This window comes from Vibrio sp. 10N.261.52.A1 (assembly GCF_002876325.1).
GTDB lineage: Bacteria > Pseudomonadota > Gammaproteobacteria > Enterobacterales > Vibrionaceae > Vibrio > Vibrio chagasii.
On record NZ_MCYD01000293.1, the window covers coordinates 1 to 515 of the forward strand.

The 515-nt window shown below is 36.3% G+C and carries 1 pseudogene; it reads right to left on the reverse strand.

The features are described from left to right. Positions 1-436: 436 nt before the first annotated feature. A pseudogene (locus tag BCT81_RS03625) lies at positions 437-515 on the reverse strand (serine dehydratase); the annotation flags it as partial.

Consider the following 515-nt stretch of genomic DNA (forward strand, 5'->3'; position numbering starts at 1 on the left):
TTAATATGTAGTGTAATTACCCAATTATAATACCATCCATAGTAATACATAAAATGAAACATCCGTCCCAAACGGGACTTTGCTCGATATATCTTTTCTTATGAGTGCATTCATATTTCTCATGAATGAAATTTGCAATATTAGATTTTGCTAGTAGATGCATGCCTGTGTGAAATTTAGTCATGCTCATTTGTGGCTAAGTAATGAACAGTTAAAGGGAAAGTAAGAGGGAGTCATTCGGTAAATATTTTTAAGTGCGTACCACTTTCAATTGGCTGCTGGGTTCTAGCCAATAAAAAAGCCAGCTTGACGGCTGGCTTTGTTTTGATACTGAAAGCTAAGTTTACAATAATGCAGTCTGAATGAAGGCTATTTTTCAACAATTCGCTTGAGTGCGTTTCAACTGTTGATACATTTCATATCTAAGATATCTCATTTATTCACACGGCGGTGCCATATGAATGACCGCCAAGCCACCTAAAGACGTTTCACGGTACTTCTTGTTCATGTCTTTA